Below are 14,579 nucleotides of genomic sequence, written 5' to 3' on the forward strand. Positions count from 1 at the left end.
GGCGCCATGAGCGAGTCTGGTGAGTCGAAATCCCGCCGCAAGCCCTGGCTGGCCAGCCTGCTGTGCTTGGTCTGGCCGGGTGTGGGCCAGCTGTACAACGGATCACCCCTCAAGGGGGTCGGGTTGGCGGGGGTCTCCTTGCTGTGTCTCTGGGGCATGGGTGAGGCCCTCAACGCCACGGTGCCGGTGCTGAGCCAGTCGGGCCGCCTCGACGATGCCACCCTGATCGCGGCGGGCGAGGCGCTCAAGCCGGCGCTGGTCTGGTCCTTGCTGTTTCTCGGGGTACTGGTGTTCAGCCTGCTGGATGCGTATCGGGGAGCCCGGCCAGATGCGCGGAGGCGCTGAGGCCGGGCCTCGCGCTCGCTGGGGTCAACGCCTTGCGCTGATGGCCCTGCTCGGGCTGGGGGTCGCCTGCACGCGTGCCAAGGAGACCACGGCGCTCCAGGCCCCGATCACGCCCCGCGCGACGGAGACCCCCTTCGCGCTCCTGCCCACGTTCCGTCCGACCGCTACCCCAATGCCGGCGCCGCCGCTCGCCCCCGCCCCCTTGCCGGTCAACCCGCCTGTCGCGACGCTGCCGCCCGGCGACCCATTGACGGCCTTGCCGGTTCCCGTCATCCCCTGGATCGTGGCCAGTCAGCCCAACCGGGTGGCCAGCCCGACGGTGGTGGCCACCAGCCCCGCACTGAGCGGTTTGCTGGCTGCTCAGGTGGCGGCGCATCCGCGACTCAGCACCTTGACCGGCCTGCTCCAGCGGGCCGGGCTCGACACCACCCTGAGCAGTGCCGGCCCCTTCACCCTGTTCGCGCCCACGGACCAGGCCTTTGCGGCGCTGCCGCCGGCGGAACTCGGTGACCTGCAGCGAGATGAGAACCGCGCGCTGCTGACCCGGATCCTGCGTTATCACGTGGCGCTCGGCAGCTTGCCGCGGGCGGCCCTGACGTCGCCGCAGCTGCAGACGGCCGAGGGCTGGATGTTGACCCTGCAGAACACCGCGGGCACGCCCACGATCAGCGGGGCGGACCTGGTGGCCGTCGACCAGCGCGCCAGCAACGGGGTGCTGCACCTGGTGGATCGGGTGCTCCGGCCCCCCGATGTGCTGCCGGTCGCCACCAGCGTGGTGGCGCTGGTGGATGCCCGGCCGGAGCTCTCGACCCTGCGTCTGCTGCTGACCGAATCCGGCGTGGTGGCGACCTTGCAGACGGCCACCTCGCACACCTTGTTTGCGCCGACCAATGCGGCCTTTGCCGCCCTGCCGGCGGCCGGTCTGGCCGCGCTGCGCCAGCCGGCGAATGCGGCCAGCCTGACCTTTCTGCTCCAGTATCACGTGGTGGCGGGCGCCCAGCGTTCCGGCAACCTGCCCGGGCGGACCTTTCCGACGCTGGCCGTCGCGGCCCCCGGGCTGCCCGCCCAGACGGTCACGATCGCCTCGGGGGCCGTTTCCAACCAGCCGATCGCTCGCTATGACCAGGTGGCCAGCAACGGTGTAATGCACGTGATCGACGGGGTGCTGTTGCCCCCGGGCTTCACGCTACCCTGAGCGCCGCCACCACTCGATTCCTGCGGCGTTGAGGCCGATCAGCACGGAGCCGCCAATCAACCCGCCGGCGGGGCCCATGATGGCGCTGGCAATTCCCCCGATGATGACGGCCAGCGCTCCGTTGATCGCCCCGTTGAAGGTGGCCCGCAGCGTGCGTTGGGCCAGGGGTTCTTCGGGCGTGGGCGGCGTCGCGGGAAGGGGCGGGGCAGCCGTCGTCACCGGGGCGGTCGGGGGGACGGTTTGAGGCGATGTGGCGTCACAGGGCGGCGGAGCCGCCTGCCCGCGTGCGCGAGTGGGCTTCGGCCGGACCGGGGCCAATTCCGGGCACTCCTCCGGCTCATCGGGGCGGGGGGAAGCGTCAGCTCCTTCTACCTCAAGCCCGCCGTCCGCCTCCTCGCCTGCCTCGTCCGCGACCAGACCCGTCTCGGCGATCGCCTCCAGCAGGTCGGCCAGTTGCCGCTCCCGCGCCTGGATGCGCTTCAGGGCCTCCGATAGGCGAATTTCGTCCTCCAGGCGTGGCGGCTTGGGGCGCGCGTCGCGCGGCTGGGCCAGGCCGCCGCGGATGTCTCGCGCAGGGGCGAGGGGAAGGCGGCGATCCGGGGAGAGGCGATGCGAGGTCATGACAGGCTCCTTCCAATTCCAGGCAGGCAGCGCATGGCGCCGCCGGTGAGGGGCGATGAGATCCAGCCTGAACCAGGCACCCTGCGGGGCTCAGGCGCATCCAGAGCGGGTACGTTCAGCGGGCTGTGACGTGCGCCTGGCGCAGAGATTCCAGACAGATCAGTCCCAGGGCCCACAGGCTACGGGCCGAACTGCCCGGGTCCACCCAGGGCAACCAGCGCGAGACGAGCGCCTTCCAGCGGGGGGCTCTCGGCGCACGGGTACGGAGCCGGCGCCCTGCGTCGGGGCGCGCGGTGACGGGCCGGCGCGCCGCTGCGGGTGGCTGATCGAGACGGCGCAGCAAGGCGGCTCCGCCCGCCATCAAGGCGGAACTCAGGCTCAGCAGGGCCTGACGGGCACGCGGGTTCGGCCCCGGCAGGCGCCATTGCAGCTCTGCCATGGCGCGTTGCAACTGGGCCGCCAGGCTGGGTTTCGCGGGCCGATGGCCGCTCTTCCAGCGTTGCAGGCTCTCCGCCAGTTCGCCCAGCGCCCGCAGTTCGTCCCAGCGACGGGGCGCCCAGCTGAGTTGGGCCTCGTCGAGGCAGGCCAGCAGGGTCAGCGCCTCGATCGGAAAATCCGTCGCCTCGGCGGCCTGCGGCCGCGTCACCAGCAAGGTGTCCATTCCACTCCTCCTTCCGCGCGGGCCAACCGTGCCCGCCTGAAAGGGTTGTCGCGGTCCGGCGCGTCAGCCTTTCGACATTTAACACATATTTTATAAAATATATCTAAATCCGATCCGGGCGGCGGGCGGTTTCCGGCATGCGCAGCGCGATCCAGGCCCCAAGCCCTGCCACCAGCACGCCCGCGGCGAAGACCATGGCCAGCGCCGTCCGCAGGCTCGCCTGGATGGCGGCCAGCGCGTCGGGGGGCAGTCCAGCCAGGCCAGCCGGCGTCAAAATCGCGCGCGCATCGGGGCGACCGCCGACCCCGAGCGCGGCCCCTTGGGCCGCCAACCCGGCATCGAACTGGTGGACCAGCAGCGCGCCGAGCACGGCCACGCCGAAGGTGCCGCCGATGCTCCGGAAGAACTGCACCAGGGCCGTCGCGGAGCCCAGCTGGCTGGGCGGGACGGCGCTCTGGGCCGCCAGCAAGAACACCGGAAAGGTTGCCCCCAGGCCGAGTCCCAGCGCAAAGACCGCGGTGGCGATCGCCGCCGCACCGCTGGCCTGCCAGGTGCAGGCGAGCAAGCCGAGGGCCGCGCCGGTGGCCAGCAACAGCCCCCCCAGCGCCAGCGGACGGTGACGATGCCAGCGGGAGGCCCAGTGGCCGCTGGTCGACGAGCCGCCCACCATGCCGAGCATGAAGGGCGTCAGCAGCAAGCCGGCGTGAGTAGGCTGAAGGGCCAGCAAGCCCTGGGCCAGCAGCGGCAGGAACATCGTGTCGCCGAACAGCACGATCCCGCTCATGACCGAAGCCCCGGCGATGCTGCGCATGACCGGGTTGGCGAACAGGGCGGGCGGGATGATCGGTTCAGCGGCGCGCTGTTCGGTTTTCCAGAAGGCCATCGTGGCCGCCAGGCCGCCGATGGCCAGCGCCACCGACAGCGGGCTGTTCCAGGGCAGCTGACTGCCGCCCAAACTGGCCAGCAAGAGCAGCGGCGTCAGGGCCGTCACCAGCAGGAGGGCCCCCAGCCAGTCGAGGCGGATCGGGCCCGGGACGGGCCGCGAGGCGGGCAAGGTGAGCGCCACGGCCACAAAGGCCAGCAGGCCGACCGGCACGCTGAACCAGAAGGACCAGGCCCAGCCGAACGATTCGGTCAGCCAGCCTCCCGCCAGTGGGCCAATCAAGCTGGAGGCCCCGAAGGCCGCACCGATCAGGCCCTGAATCCGCCCCCGTTCGTGCGGCGGATAGAGGTCTCCCACGATCGCGAAGGCCAGCGGAAAGATCGCGCCGGCACCCAGGCCCTGGCAGGCGCGCAGGGCGATCAGCTCAGGCATCCCGTGCGCGAAGCCAGCCGCCAGGGAACTGGCCACGAAGGTCGCAATGCCCGCCAGAAAGAGACCACGGCGCCCATACAGGTCCGACAGTTTGCCCAGGATCGGCACCGACACGGTCGAGGTCAGCATGTAGGCCGTGAAGACCCAGCTGTACAGCGCCATCCCACCCAGGTCCGCCACGATGCTCGGCAGCGCGGTGCTCACCATGGTCTGGTTCACCGAGGCCAGGAACAGGGCCAGAAAGACGCCCACCATGGCCAGGTGGGGAGGGGCGGGACGCATCGCCCTCAGCATACCAGGCGGGCCCTGCCTTTGGGGCGCTCGCAGGTGCCTGTTCCCTGCTACCATGGCGACCACCATGACGAAGCCCGAGCCTGCTGCTGCCCCCCACGAACTGACCCTGAGTGTGCGTGGCATGACCTGCGCGGCGTGCGCCAACCGGGTCGAACGGGTGCTGAGCCGGGCACCTGGGGTGGCCCAGGCCCACGTCAATCTGGCCACCGAACGGGCCACCGTCCATTATGATCCGGCCGGCACGGACCCCGGGCAGCTGGCGGCGGCCGTCGCGGCGGCGGGCTATCCGGCCGAGCCGTGGGAGGTGGCGGACCCATGGTCGGCGGCGACGGCCGCGCGGGACGCCGAGGCGGCGGCCCACGCGGTGAGCGAGCGTCAACGGGAGCGTCGTCGGCTGTGGTGGGCCTGGGCCCTGGCCACCCCGGTGGTGCTGGGGGCCATGGGCCTGCATGGCCCCTGGGGCCATCTCCTGCCGAGCGCGTTTCACAGCCCGCTCTGGCAGCTCGCGCTGACGGCCCCCCTGGTGTTTGGCGTGGGGGCTCCTTTTTTCCAGCAAGCCTGGAAGGGCCTGCGTCACGGCAGCTGGAGCATGGACACCCTGGTGGCGCTTGGTACCGGGGTGGCCTTCGCCTACAGCCTGATGGCCACCTTGTGGCCCAGCTGGCTGACCAGTCGTGGATTTGCGGCCGACGTCTACTATGAATCCGCCGCCGCCATCGTGGCCTTCATCCTGACCGGGCGCCACGCCGAGTCGCGGGCGCGTCAGCAGGCCAGCGGGGCGATTCAGGGCCTGCTGGCGCTGGCCCCGCAGCAGGCCTGTCGCCTGGGCCCCGCCGGGGAGGTGGCCCTGCCCGTCCACGAGGTGCGGGTGGGCGATCGCCTGCGGGTGCGTCCGGGCGAACGCATTCCGGTCGATGGGCTCCTGCTGGAAGGCGATGCGCACGTCGACCAGGCCATGCTGACGGGGGAAAGTGAACCGGTTCACAAGCGCGTGGGCGATGAGCTGGTGGGGGGCACCCTGAACCAGCGCGGCACGCTGGTCATGGAAGTCCGCCGCGTCGGTGGGGACACCGCCTTGGCCCAGATCGTGCGCCTGGTCGAGCAGGCGCAGGGCTCGAAGGCGCCGATCCAGCGCCTGGCGGATCGCGTGGTGGCCGTGTTCGTGCCGGCTGTGGTGGCCATCGCCGGTGTGACGGCCCTGGCCTGGCTGGTGCTGGCAGGCCCGGCTCAGGCGGTGCTGGCGGCCGTTTCCGTGCTGATCATCGCCTGTCCCTGCGCCATGGGGCTGGCCACGCCCACCTCGGTCATGGTCGGTGCGGGCAAGGGGGCGGAGCTCGGCGTGCTGTTCAAGACGGCTGGCGCCCTGGAGGCGCTGAGCCAGGCCCAGGTCGTGCTGTTCGACAAGACCGGCACGCTCACGCTCGGGCGCCCCGTCGTGACGGACGTCCTGCCCGAACCTGGCTGGCAGGCGGAGGAACTGCTCAGGGTCGTGGCGGCGGTCGAGGTGGGCTCGGAGCATCCGCTGGGACAGGCCCTGGTGGCGCACGCGCGCGCACTCGGCCTCGCGCTGCCTGAGGTCCAGGCCTTCGACAATCGGACAGGTCGTGGCGTGAGCGGCGTGGTCGATGGTCGGCCCGTGCTGGTGGGCAATGCCGCCTGGATGCAGGAGGCCGGTGTCGAGCTGACAGGTCTGGAGGTGACCCTGGCGGCCCTGGCCGACACCGGCAAGACCCCCTTGCTGGCGGCGGTGGCAGGTCGCCTGGCCGGGCTGGTGGCGTTGGCCGATGCGCCCAAACCGGGGGCGGCCGAGGCGGTGGCCGCGCTGCAGGCGGCGGGCCTCGAGGTCGCCATGTTGACGGGGGATCACGCCCGCACGGCCGCAGCCGTGGCGCGCACGCTTGGCATCGCGCGCGTGGTGGCGGAGGTGCGCCCGGGGGATAAGGCCGCCGAGGTGCAACGGTTGCAGGCGGAGGGGCACCGCGTCGTCATGGTAGGAGATGGCCTCAACGATGCCCCGGCCCTGGCGGCGGCCCATGTGGGAGTGGCGCTCGGCAGCGGCACCGAGGTGGCGATCGAGGCCGCCGACGTGACCCTGGTGGGGGCGGATGTCGGGGCGGTGGTGACGGCCTGGCGACTGGCGCGGGCCGTGATGGCCAACATCCGACAGAACCTGTTCTGGGCCTTTGCCTACAACGTGGCCGGCATTCCGCTTGCCGCCGGCTTGCTGTATCCCTGGACCGGTCAGCTGCTGTCGCCGGCGATCGCCGGCGGTGCGATGGCCGCAAGCTCCGTGTGCGTGGTGCTCAATGCCCTGCGCCTGAGGCGCTTTCGCTGAGCCTTGCCTGATTGTTCGGGCGGGCGCGGCTTGCGGCTACGCTGAACCGGGTTGGGGAAGCGAGAAAAGGAGCCCGAGGCATGCGTCTGCTGATCGGTATGGATGGGTCTGCCACGGCCTGGCACGCCCTGGAAGAGTCGATGCGATTGCTGCCGCTGGGCCAATCCGACGTGACCGTGGCGACGGTGGCGCCCCTGATTGCGGTCGTCGACGATCCGTTGGCCTACGGGGGACCGCATCCCGGGATTTACCGGGACATGCGGGAGGCGGCGCAACGTGATCTGGATGCCGCGCTGGCGGCCCTCAAGAGTGCCGGCATCGAGGCGCAGGGGGTCCTGCGAGAGGGCGACCCGGCGGCTGAACTGCTGAGCCTGGCCGAGGAACTCAAGCCGGACCTGATCATTGTCGGCAGCCACGGCCGGGGCCCATTGGGCCGCCTGTTTCTGGGCAGCGTGTCGGATGCCCTGGTGCATCGCCACGGCGGGGCGGTCTTCGTCGTGCGCCATCCGCAAGACGTCTTCGCCACGGACGGAGAAGCCCCGGTGCTCGGTTACATGCAGCCCCAGCCCCTCTGTGTCACGACCGAGACGCCGGTGTCGGAGGTGGCTCGCCTCATGCGCGACCGCCAAATCGGCTTCTTGCCCGTGCTCTCGGAAGGGCGCCTGGTGGGGGTGTTGACCGATCGGGATCTGGTGCTGCGCGTGCTGGCCGAGCCGCGCGAGGGGGTATCGCCGCAGGCTGGGGATGTCTGCAGCCGGGAGCCGGTCTGGGTGACGCCCCGCATGCCGATCGAGGAGGCCGCTCGCTTGATGACGCAGCACCACGTGCGTCGCGTGGTCGTGATGGACGGGACCGCCGTGGTGGGGGTGCTCTCACTCGATGACATGGCGCGGCAGCTGGCCCCTGCCGCGGTGCACACCCTGAATCGCCTCGCTCAGCCAAGCCCGCTCGGGCGTTGAGCGCTCGTTCAGGCCGTGGCGGTGGCCACGTAGCCTTCCTCCTCCACGGCCGCCAGCAGGCGCGGCAGGTCTGCCTGGCCCTCCACCTGCGCCCGCCCGTCGGTCAGCGACACCGTGACGCGTTCCACGCCCGGAACGGCGCTCAGGGCCGCCGTCACGGCGCGGACGCAGTGATCGCAGCTCATCCCCGTGATGGTCAATTCGAGTGTCATGGTGGCATCCTCCCGCTCCCCATGGTAGCGCATCGGGCGCTGGCGCACCCGGCGGCGTCACGGGAGGAGCCGGCGGCAGGTCCCGACGGGTGGGTACAATGGGGGCGATGCCCGACCGACCCACACGCCGCTGGCCTGCTGCCTTTCCCGTTGGGAGAGGGGGGCTGTGAACGCGCGGCAAACGCTGCTCGACTGGCTGGTGCCCGACACCATTCGCGCGACCCTGCCGACCATGCTGGCCTTGCCGCCGTTGCCGCCAGCCGAGGCGCTCTGGGCGCTGGTCTGGCTGCTGGGGGTCGCCGGGCTGCTGATGCAGAGCCTGGCGCTCTTCAAGAGCGCCCTCGGTCGCTTGGTCAGCCGTCACCTGCCCAGCTGGTGGCTGGACACGATCGTGGCCCACCGCGTGGTGCAGCGCCTGGTCTGGATTTTTCCCGTGTTGCTGGTCAATCGCGGCGTGTTGCTGGTCCCGACCCTGACCCCGCCGGTGATCGACTGGCTGCAACGCTTCACGCTGGCCTGGCTGGCGATCGTGACGGCCCGGACGCTGGGGGCCGCCACCGACGCGGCGCACGCGATCTATCAGCACCATCCGATGGGGCGCGGCACCCCGATCAAGGGCTACGTCCAGATCAGCAAGCTGCTGCTGTACCTGTCGGCGGTGTACCTGGCCGTCTCGGCGCTGGCAGACCGCAGCCCCTGGTACTTCCTGAGCGGCCTGGGGGCCCTGACGGCGCTGTTCCTGCTGATCTTCCGGGACACCCTGCTGTCGTTCGTGGCGGGCGTGCAGATGGTCAACAACGACCTGGTGCGCGTGGGGGATTGGATCCAGATGCCGCAATTCAACGCCGATGGCGAGGTGATCGACATCGCCCTGAACGCGGTGCGGGTGCAAAACTGGGACCGCACCATCACGGCCATTCCGGCCCATAAATTCCTTGATCACGCCTTCACCAACTGGCGCGGCATGTTCGACAGTGGCCATCGCCAGATCCTGCGCACGATCTACCTCGACATGGGCACGGTGCGTTTCCTGCAGCCCGAGGAAATCGAGCGCTTCGGACGCTTCTTCCTGCTGGAGGACTACATCCGGGAGAAGCAGCAGGAGATCGAGACCTGGAACGCCGCCAACTGGCCCGAGGACCATGCCGACATTCTGGCCAATGGTCGCCATCTCACCAACATCGGCACCCTGCGGGCTTACATCCGGGAATACCTCAAGCGCCACCCGCAGATTGACGCCAGCGCGACCCTGGTGGTGCGACAGATGGAGCCCACTCCCCACGGGGTGGGGCTGCAAATTTACGCTTACGCCAACGAGACGGCCCTGAAGGATTTCGAACGCGTGCAGTCGGACATCTTCGACCACATTCTGGCGATCGTCCCCGAATTCGAATTGCGTCTGTTCCAGCAGCCCAGCGGCTCAGACCTCCAGGCCCCACGCCGGGATGCGGCGTTGTGAAGCTGGCCTCACCTGGCCTGGATGCGCATCGTCCCGTCGGCGGGAAGCCGTGCCGGCGATGGCTGGCCATCGGGGGCGCGCCACGCCGCGGTTCGTTCGTGTCGACTCAACCGGCGCCGGATAGCGCCAGGGCGTCCTTGTAGGCCTGCTCCACGTCGCCGGAGGGGGTCAGGCTCAGACGGCGATTCAGTTCCTTGCGGTGGTCCCAGTAGGTCGTGCGCACGCGCTCCGGCGCCCGTCGCAGGGCATGGTATTTCAGGGCCAGCATCACAACGTCGTCATCGCAAGGCGCGATCGCGATCGCGCGCTCCAGACACTGACGGGCCTCGCTCTCATCGCCGGTGTAGACGAGACGCTCATGCATCCATTGCAGCGCCTGGATGGCCTGGCGCCGATAGCCCTCGCGTTCGGCCTCGAAGTACGGTTCGAAGAAAGGCTCATCCAGCAGGCCGCCGCGGTACAGCGTCAACGCCTCTTGCAGGCTCACGACCGCATCGTCCGGCTGGCTGTCTCGGGCTCGCAGCCCCGCCTGCAAGGCGAGGCTGAAGGCATGCACGTCGCAGTGCTGGAGCTGCGCAGGCGGCAATACATAGCGGTCGTCTTCGAATTTCACGAAGGCAGAGCGGGCTCCGTCTTCGAGGTCCGCTTCGAGACTCCGGCGCAGGGCGGTGATGCACATCTGCACCCCCGCGAGGCGCGGATTCTGGTCTTCGATCAGGCTGGCTAGGCTGGCCGCGGGCAGCCCCCGTGGCGTCAAGGCCAGCGCCGCCAGCACGACCTTGGCCTTCCGGCGGGGCCAGCTCTGCAGCAAGATGTCGTCGAGCCGCACCTCGAAGCCACCGAACAGCATCACCTTCAGGCGCCCGGCGGCGGGCGTGACCGCCACGTGGGTGGGCGCAGGCGGGTTCAGATCCCGCCACAGCAGGGCGTCCTGGCGTCGCAAGAATTCAAAGCCGTGGCGGTCGATCAGGGCTTGTGCCGTGGTCAACGCCGTCTGCGCGTCGCTGGTTTGCCCCGCGCGAGACTGGGTGGCGGCCGCGTACAGCAGGGCCTTGACCTGGGGCAAGGGCGCGCGCACCGCTTCCGCATCCCGGGCGATCGCCGTCAGTTCCGTCTGGGCCGCCTGGTGGTCACCGCTCAGGCTCAGCGCCCGGGCCCGCGTCAGGCGCAGGGCCAGATCGTGGACGCTGCTGCGGTCGAGTTCGCCCGGGGCCGGGAGCAAGGCGAGCGCGTCCGCCGGGCGCTCGCGCTGAAGGGCCAGCCAGGCCAGGCGTTCGAGCGGGAGCTTTTTGCCGAGGGGAAATCCAGCCTGTTCGAAACGAAGCGCGGCGCGCTGCAGGTGTTCCTCCGCCAGCCGCCATTCGCCCTGAGCCAGGTAATAACCACCGAGCACGTAAAGCGCCCCGGCCCGGTCGTGCCAGTCGAGGGCGTCCTCCCAGCTTTCAGCCAGCCCGCGCAGGGTGCCACCGGCGGCGTCCATGTCGTCGCCCAGCACGTCGAGGTGGGCCCGCAAGATGCGTCCATAGAGCGCTTCGGGTTGAAAGTTCCAGTCCCCCGCAAGGCCTTGCATGGCCTCCACATGCAGGCGTGCCCGCGGGAAGTTGCCCCGGTTGAGCATCAGGGTGAACAGGTTCATGTGCGCGATGCAGGCGCACTGGGCCATCTCGACGTGGGCCGCCACGGGCATGGCCAGCACCGCCTCGTTGGCCGCCTGCCAGCCGTCGAGATCGCCCCGCTGGTCCGCGGCCAGGGCATCGGCCAGATGCAGGTCGGCCCGATCCTCGGCGGCTGCGCTCAGGGCGATCGCCGCCTCCAGTTCGTCGCGCCAGCGCGCCGCGGCCGGGTCCTCCTGGGTGATGGCGGCGGTGTAGAGCCGCACCAGCGCCTTGGTGGCTCCCGCCTGCGCGCCCTCGGCGCGAAAACCCGCCAGGGCGTCTTGCCAGTGCGCCACCGCGCGGCCACTCTCGCCCGCCCGCCAGGCCAATCTTCCCCAGTAAAACGCGACCCAGGCGGCTTGGGGGAGCTGAGCCGGAAAGGCGGTCAGCCAGCGTTGCAGGGTGGCCTGGGCACCCCGCGCCAGCAGCGCGGGGGCCTCCCGGCAAAGCACTTCGATCGCCTCCTGCCAGGCGTGTCCCTCGATCAGGTGCGGAAAGGCCAGCTCGGCCTTGTGGCGTGCCAGGTAGTGGCGCCCGGCCCGCGCGTGCAGGCCGCGCAGATCTTCCGGCGACAGGCGACGCACGGCCTCGCCGGTCAGGAAGTCGCGCAGGTAACTGGGGAAGCGATACAGCGCATCTGCCTGGCGTTCGAGCAGGTGGGCATCGACCAGTTCTTCCAGGCTCGCGAGCACGTCGGGAAGCTCGCAGGCCGCCTCGCAGGCCGCGGGGGTGATCGCGAGCAGCAGGGCCGCCCGCAGCATGAACGCCTGCAGCCGCGCCGGCTGCGCCCCGAGCATCTCCTCGGCGATGTAGCGCAGCAACTGGGCGCTGCTCACGCGGGGGCCCTCGCCGGCGGCCAGCTTCAGCGGGCCGGTTCCGCGCACGGTGCCAGGCGTGGGCGTGGCGCGTGAAACCACGTAGCTCACGCCGGCCGGCCAGCCCTCGTACATCCGGACACTGTCGGCAAAGTCGTCGGGTAGCGGCTCCCGGCGAAGCGCATGCCAGATTTTGGTGGCTTCTCGCTCGGAAAAACGCAGCTCGTTAGGTCCGAGTTCGCGCAGATGGCCCTGGCCGATCAGGCGCTCCAGCGGGGCGCTGAAGCGGACCCGCGAGGCGATCATCACGTGTACGCCCGCCGGCAGCTTGTCGAAATGGAAGGCCAAGCCGCGCAGCAGTTCAGGGGCGTGGTTGTGCAGGTGGTGGGCGTCGTCGATGAACAGGATCACGCCCGGTTGGGCATTGTAGGCGGCCCATTCCCGCAACGCGACCTGCCAGAGGACGCGCGGGTCGAGCTGGGGGTTGCCCAGCAGGGCTTGCGTTTCCTGGCCGAAGCTTGGCACGTGCTGTCGCACGGCCGCCAGCAGGTGCAGAAACACGTTGCGCGGATCCGCATCCAGGGCGTCGGCCGTCAACCAGGCACAGGTGTAGCCCAGGGCTTCGGCCAGCTCGGCTTGGGAGATCAGGGCCTGGCTCTTGCCGTGGCCCGGCCCGGCCAGCAAGAGGGTGACGGGGGGCAGCCCCTGCTCCGGCCACAAGGCGCGGGACAGAAAGCCAGGCGCTCGGGCGGGCCGGGTGATCTTGCCCTGTAGAATCCAGTCGACCATGACGCCATGGTTGTACCCAGGCAGCCTGGGCGCGCCCCCTGGACTGGACAGGCAGGTCCAGGAGCCTTCGCCCCGTCAGGCGTCAGCGGCAGGGCGACAGCGTGCCACTGGCGGTCGGGCGCGGACACGGGCTGCGGAAGGTGAGGGGCAGTTCGAAGACGGGGGCGGGTGCCGCCGCATCGTAGCCAGCGATCACCTGCCTGACGGCCTCCTTGTTGCCGTTATAGCTGAGCAGCAACCGCATCAAGATCGCGTCCATGGCCCGCGTCAGACGGGAGGAGGCATAAGCATGGCCGAATTCTGCGGTGGGCATGCCGATGGCGGCAAACACCTCGCTGGCGCGCAGCAGCCCGGGGTCGCTGTTGTTGGCGATGTACTCGGCCAGCAGGAAAGCCCCCACGTCGGCTGCCTTGCGGATGCTGTATCGACCCGGTTCGCAGGCGTTGGCCGCACGGAAGAAGGGCAGCTCGTCGAACAGGGTGGGTTGGGCTTCCAGTTTGGAGGTGGCAGCCGTTCGTCCTTCTTTCAAGACCTCGAGCAGGACCGTCAGGGCGGGGCGCCCGCTGGTATTGGGGGAGGTTTTGCCTTCCACGGCCGGGGTCGGAATCACGATGCCAGCCAGGTCGATCGGCGCCAGGACCGTATCGGCCATCCGATGCGCCAGCACCGCCACCGCGGTGGCGCGGGCCGGGTCTGCCGTGACGCCGGCTGCCTGGCCGGCGCCGTGGATCTCCTCGATCATCTGGGTCAGGGGCGTCACCAGGGGCGCAGGCAGGCCGTCTCCCGTCTGGAACAGGCAGGTGATCTGGGCGGGCGGTGTGGTCAGCACGGCGGCCAGCCGCGCGGCGAAGACCTCGCGGACGAAGCGGGTCATCAGGGCGGTGTCCTCGTCCACCACCGCCGCGTCCTGGGCCTGCACCGGCGTCAGCAGGCCATACCGGGTGCGCGCGTCCGCCACCTGGGGCACTTCGGCCAGCACCATGACATTGCCGGCTTCCTCCGGGGGCAGATGGAACTCGTAACCGCCCGACAGGTTGGTGTAGATCGAATAGACTGGTTTGCCGCTGGGATCTTGCCCGATGGGCAATAGCTGGCCCGTCCGCAGCGAGCGCACGGCGACGCGCATGCCCGCGGCCGGCAGCAAGGTGCCGAAGCCAGGTCCCCGCTCGCCGCTGAGCACCTGGACGCCCCCTTCCGAGGCGTCGGCCAGGCGATATTTCACCTTGCCGGTCAGGCCGCCCCCCGCGTTGCTGATCAGGCCCGCGCCCCCGTTGCTGATCAACCCGGCGCCGCCATTGCTGATCAACGATCCACCCTGGTCGCCGATCAGGGCCCCGCCCTGGTCGCCGATCAGGTTGCCTTGCGCCAGCGCGATCGGTTGCCCGGCCTGGTCCAGCAGGTGGGCCTCGGCGCGAATCTCCTCGCCATTCGGGCCGAGAATTCGCGTCTTGCTGACCACGGGGGTGCCGTCCGGGTTCAGCAGGCGGGTCTTGCTGACCACGGTGCTGCCATCGGCCTGGGTGAAGCGGGTTTTGCTGACCACGCCGTTGCTGTCCACGATCGCCAGGTCGCGGCCGGCGGCGAGGACCGAACGAGCCCCGAGGGCGATCGCCGTGCCGGCCTCGGTCGCGGCCATGTAGCTGGCGTCCAGCACCACCGAGCCGGCCAGGCGCGTGCTGGCCCCCGGCAGCGGAGCCAGCAAGGCCGCCGCCGTGCTCGGCGTCTGAGCAGGGGCCTGGCTGGCCGCGACGGGCTTGACGGCTCCGCCCGCGAGCGGCGTCCCGTTCGTCGCAGGCTGGGGGGGCCGCGACGCTGGCGGGCGCGTCGGCGTCAGCGCCGGCCCGTGACAGGCGCTGGCGGTGAGCGGCAACAGCAGGGCCAGACAGAGACGGCTCGCTTGGGTCATGGGTGAAGGTTCCCCGTT

General features: G+C 70.3%; 11 protein-coding genes. 5 read left to right on the forward strand and 6 right to left on the reverse strand.

The window, feature by feature from the left end:
- The first annotated feature begins 6 nt into the window (after positions 1 to 6).
- Positions 7 to 345, forward strand: coding sequence for a hypothetical protein (locus tag VKP62_09575; GenBank protein ID MEB3197439.1), 339 nt, complete (start codon positions 7 to 9; stop codon positions 343 to 345).
- A complete protein-coding gene (locus VKP62_09580) occupies positions 329 to 1,540 on the forward strand; it encodes a fasciclin domain-containing protein (protein ID MEB3197440.1) in 1,212 nt (403 codons plus the stop codon). Before VKP62_09575 ends, VKP62_09580 begins: the two co-directional genes overlap by 17 nt.
- Here VKP62_09580 and VKP62_09585 read toward each other — a convergent pair.
- The 3 genes from VKP62_09585 to VKP62_09595 form a co-directional block, all read right to left on the reverse strand.
- Complete coding sequence (locus VKP62_09585; GenBank protein MEB3197441.1) at positions 1,532 to 2,161, reverse strand: hypothetical protein; 630 nt, start codon at positions 2,159 to 2,161, stop codon at positions 1,532 to 1,534. The two genes, VKP62_09580 and VKP62_09585, sit on opposite strands and share 9 nt — an antisense overlap.
- Positions 2,162 to 2,276: 115 nt before the next feature.
- Positions 2,277 to 2,822: a hypothetical protein gene (locus VKP62_09590; GenBank protein MEB3197442.1), complete on the reverse strand. Its 546-nt coding sequence runs from the start codon at positions 2,820 to 2,822 to the stop codon at positions 2,277 to 2,279.
- Between the two features lie 103 nt (positions 2,823 to 2,925).
- Entirely contained in the window at positions 2,926 to 4,419 is a 1,494-nt protein-coding gene (locus VKP62_09595; GenBank protein MEB3197443.1) for an MFS transporter, read from the reverse strand.
- 76 nt (positions 4,420 to 4,495) lie between these two features.
- Between VKP62_09595 and VKP62_09600 the strand changes: the two genes are divergently transcribed.
- Positions 4,496 to 6,766 carry a heavy metal translocating P-type ATPase gene (locus VKP62_09600; GenBank protein MEB3197444.1) on the forward strand — a complete coding sequence of 757 codons (2,271 nt, stop codon included), beginning with the start codon at positions 4,496 to 4,498 and terminating at the stop codon, positions 6,764 to 6,766.
- Between the two features lie 80 nt (positions 6,767 to 6,846).
- Complete coding sequence (locus VKP62_09605; GenBank protein MEB3197445.1) at positions 6,847 to 7,725, forward strand: CBS domain-containing protein; 879 nt, start codon at positions 6,847 to 6,849, stop codon at positions 7,723 to 7,725.
- Positions 7,726 to 7,733: 8 nt separating this feature from the next.
- Here VKP62_09605 and VKP62_09610 read toward each other — a convergent pair whose 3' ends face one another.
- Positions 7,734 to 7,937 (reverse strand): heavy metal-associated domain-containing protein, encoded by a 204-nt coding sequence (locus tag VKP62_09610; GenBank protein ID MEB3197446.1) that lies wholly within the window; start codon positions 7,935 to 7,937, stop codon positions 7,734 to 7,736.
- 166 nt (positions 7,938 to 8,103) lie between these two features.
- Here VKP62_09610 and VKP62_09615 point away from each other — a divergent pair, with 166 nt between their 5' ends.
- Complete coding sequence (locus VKP62_09615) at positions 8,104 to 9,396, forward strand: mechanosensitive ion channel family protein (protein ID MEB3197447.1); 1,293 nt, start codon at positions 8,104 to 8,106, stop codon at positions 9,394 to 9,396.
- Positions 9,397 to 9,502: 106 nt separating this feature from the next.
- Here VKP62_09615 and VKP62_09620 read toward each other — a convergent pair whose 3' ends face one another.
- A complete protein-coding gene (locus VKP62_09620) occupies positions 9,503 to 12,655 on the reverse strand; it encodes a BTAD domain-containing putative transcriptional regulator (GenBank protein MEB3197448.1) in 3,153 nt (1,050 codons plus the stop codon).
- 82 nt (positions 12,656 to 12,737) lie between these two features.
- Complete coding sequence (locus VKP62_09625; GenBank protein MEB3197449.1) at positions 12,738 to 14,561, reverse strand: hypothetical protein; 1,824 nt, start codon at positions 14,559 to 14,561, stop codon at positions 12,738 to 12,740.
- Between the last annotated feature and the right edge of the window lie 18 nt (positions 14,562 to 14,579).

Source organism: Candidatus Sericytochromatia bacterium, from assembly GCA_035285325.1.
Classification (GTDB): Bacteria; Cyanobacteriota; Sericytochromatia; order S15B-MN24; family JAQBPE01; genus JAYKJB01.

Bases quoted from the DNA above. Each gene is read 5' to 3' on its own strand.
- VKP62_09575 (MEB3197439.1), top strand. From the start codon at position 7: ATGAGCGAGTCTGGTGAGTCGAAATCCCGCCGCAAGCCCTGGCTGGCC.
- VKP62_09580 (MEB3197440.1), top strand. From the start codon at position 329: ATGCGCGGAGGCGCTGAGGCCGGGCCTCGCGCTCGCTGGGGTCAACGC.
- VKP62_09585 (MEB3197441.1), bottom strand. From the start codon at position 2,161: ATGACCTCGCATCGCCTCTCCCCGGATCGCCGCCTTCCCCTCGCCCCT.
- VKP62_09590 (MEB3197442.1), bottom strand. From the start codon at position 2,822: ATGGACACCTTGCTGGTGACGCGGCCGCAGGCCGCCGAGGCGACGGAT.
- VKP62_09595 (MEB3197443.1), bottom strand. From the start codon at position 4,419: ATGCGTCCCGCCCCTCCCCACCTGGCCATGGTGGGCGTCTTTCTGGCC.
- VKP62_09600 (MEB3197444.1), top strand. From the start codon at position 4,496: ATGACGAAGCCCGAGCCTGCTGCTGCCCCCCACGAACTGACCCTGAGT.
- VKP62_09605 (MEB3197445.1), top strand. From the start codon at position 6,847: ATGCGTCTGCTGATCGGTATGGATGGGTCTGCCACGGCCTGGCACGCC.
- VKP62_09610 (MEB3197446.1), bottom strand. From the start codon at position 7,937: ATGACACTCGAATTGACCATCACGGGGATGAGCTGCGATCACTGCGTC.
- VKP62_09620 (MEB3197448.1), bottom strand. From the start codon at position 12,655: ATGGTCGACTGGATTCTACAGGGCAAGATCACCCGGCCCGCCCGAGCG.
- VKP62_09625 (MEB3197449.1), bottom strand. From the start codon at position 14,561: ATGACCCAAGCGAGCCGTCTCTGTCTGGCCCTGCTGTTGCCGCTCACC.